We start from the raw sequence: 2,366 nt of genomic DNA on the forward strand, positions 1-2,366 counted from the left end.
TTGATCGGAGTGAATCAATACGTCTCGTGGGCATCCTTGTTGAAGCATAGCCATACGCAAACTCTCATTGACTAATTGACGATCAATTCGCGAGCTTGTTGTCCAACCCACAATACGACGACTAAATAAATCTAACATGACACAAAGATAGAGCCATCCTTCCATCTTCAAAAAATTTAAATTGTTTAAGACAATTCACTCCCTCTCCTTCGCCACACTGGCAAGCATGAATTTAGCCCCTCTCTCATAGTCATTCTGAAATAGCCACCCTCGGTGGCGTTTCCGGCTTGGCCGGAATTTGTTAAAAGTGTCCACTTTTAACGGCGATAGCCTATCCCGCATATAGTCTTTAATATTCTTCTTCCCTCATTAATTTATATACGGATTTTAATTATTTATAATTTATTATAATTCTTCTTTATTTATTTTAATTTTATGTTTAATTTGATTCTTTTCAGGGTTAAGTGAAGTTGATTGACCTTTAATTATTTTTCATCTCTTATAAATGTTTTATAATTTATTTTAAATGTTTTATAATCGAGTATAAAATTGTATTGGGGCGTGATTATGCAGGACGTGGACAGATATATAAGTGAAGTGCTAGAAAAAAAAGCTCACTCTAGCAAGAGCAAACTTACTCCGTATAAGCAACAGATTTTGAAAATGAGGACAACTGGACTAACTTACGCTGAAATTCAAGAGTATCTATCCAGGTGTGGGGTCAACGTTACGATACCGGCAATTAGGTACCAATGTAATAAACTCTTGAAAGTAAATTCTTCAGCTGAGCAATCAGCACCGTTACCTGCTCCGGCTCGTTCTACTCCTGAGAAGAAAACGACCATCAGCAAAACGCCTCCAACTAGAGAAAATAAATCATCTAATGCTGGGTGGAAGAAACCTGAATGGGCTACAGTTGATGTTGATATTGATAAGTATATTTAAGTCATAGACTTTAAATTACTTCAAATTCTAGGGTCTTACCTAAAGCTTTAAAAGCTCTTTCCCGACCTCTTCAGCTGAGTAAGTTTGAGTTAACACAATCATTAAACTAAGCAAATTCAAATGGTATAACTGTATCATCGTAACTTTGCTCTTCTTGCCATAAGTCATATTTTGCTTGCATCGCTAACCAAGACTCAGCTGTTATTCCCCCAAATGCTTTTTCAAGTTTAATAGCCATTAAAGGTGATATACCTGTTTTGCCATTGAGTATTCTTGATAAAGAAGTCCTAGTAATGCCTAAATGTTTTGCTGCATCTGAAACAGTAACATCATCTAAATACTCTCTAATAACAAGACCCGGGTGAGGTGGATTGTACATTCTCATTTTATTACTCCTAGTGATAATCTAAGTAATCAACTTCATAAACATTTTCACCTTCAAATCTAAAAGTGATACGCCAATTTGCATTAACAGTTATAGACCAGTAGCCTTTTAAATTACCAGTCAAAGCATGCAATCTCCAACTAACTATATTAATTTCATCAGGGCTTTTAATCGTATCTAATACTGAAAGCTGGGTACGTAACCTAACTGCATGTTTTGGTTGAATACCTGAAGTATTTCCAGTTTCAAAATACTTTCTAAGGCCTTTATGTTTAAATGATTTAATCATAACTCTGCCTGTGTACCGTGTATACCCATTATACAATCAAAAATAGATTTTGAACTATTTAATTTAAGTTTTACCTTTAATCCCCAGTAAGGCTTATCAGAAAGAAGCTGGCGAAAATCTTTTAGTGAAATAAAAATTAATTAAATTTAAGCGGTTTAAGTATTTCTAAAAAAAAAGTAAAAATATAAAAATAATGACTTTAGAAAATAACGTAAAAAAAGCGAAGCGCCTATTTTCCCTTCTGATAAAAACACGTCTTGTAAGAGGAAATATATTAAATAAAGAACTCTATTTGTCTTGTAAAGCGTCTTGCATAACGTCTTGCCAGTCAATTGTTACAAGTTAAGACGTTGATTTTAAAAGACTTAACATTGTTTTAGAGGGTGTAAGGTATTTTGTGTAACTTGATTTTTATAAGTGGTTCAGAACTCTTTCCCCAAACTCTATACTAAACTGATTTAACGCTTGATGCCAGTTCTTAATCGGCCTTGTCCACCGTTTACTTGCCTCATGGATGGCTAAAAACACCACCTTCATGGCGGCATCGTCGTTCGGGAAGAGTTTGTGACGCTTCGTGGCCTTGCGAATGACGCTGTTAAGGGACTCAATGGCGTTGGTGGTATAGATCGCCCGTCGGATGTCCTCAGGATAAGCAAAGAGCGTTGCCACATGATGCCAGTTGTTGCGCCACGACTGCACGGCCAGTGCGTAATTAGGCCACTTCTTCTCAAAAGCGTCTAAGGCCTG

The 2,366-nt window shown here is 36.2% G+C and carries 4 protein-coding genes and 1 pseudogene; 1 reads left to right on the forward strand and 4 read right to left on the reverse strand.

Translation table 11 applies throughout. The annotated features are described in order from the left end of the window. Positions 1-162, reverse strand: a pseudogene (locus tag A3GA_RS11760) (DDE-type integrase/transposase/recombinase); the annotation flags it as partial. 405 nt (positions 163-567) lie between these two features. Here A3GA_RS11760 and A3GA_RS0111005 point away from each other — a divergent pair. After that, positions 568-945, forward strand: coding sequence for a hypothetical protein (locus A3GA_RS0111005; protein ID WP_018027457.1), 378 nt, complete (start codon positions 568-570; stop codon positions 943-945). 106 nt (positions 946-1,051) lie between these two features. On the opposite strand, the gene A3GA_RS0111010 is transcribed toward A3GA_RS0111005, so the two are convergent. The 3 genes from A3GA_RS0111010 to A3GA_RS0111020 form a co-directional block, all read right to left on the reverse strand. Next, positions 1,052-1,330 (reverse strand): HigA family addiction module antitoxin, encoded by a 279-nt coding sequence (locus A3GA_RS0111010; protein WP_018027458.1) that lies wholly within the window; start codon positions 1,328-1,330, stop codon positions 1,052-1,054. A 10-nt stretch (positions 1,331-1,340) separates the two neighbouring features. Beyond that, a complete protein-coding gene (locus tag A3GA_RS0111015) occupies positions 1,341-1,619 on the reverse strand; it encodes a type II toxin-antitoxin system RelE/ParE family toxin (protein ID WP_018027459.1) in 279 nt (92 codons plus the stop codon). Positions 1,620-2,030: 411 nt separating this feature from the next. After that, positions 2,031-2,366 (reverse strand): transposase (locus tag A3GA_RS0111020; RefSeq protein ID WP_018027460.1); only part of this gene is annotated, 336 nt, incomplete at its 5' end.

Source organism: Oligella urethralis DSM 7531 (assembly GCF_000372065.1).
GTDB classification, from domain to species: Bacteria; Pseudomonadota; Gammaproteobacteria; order Burkholderiales; family Burkholderiaceae_B; genus Oligella; species Oligella urethralis.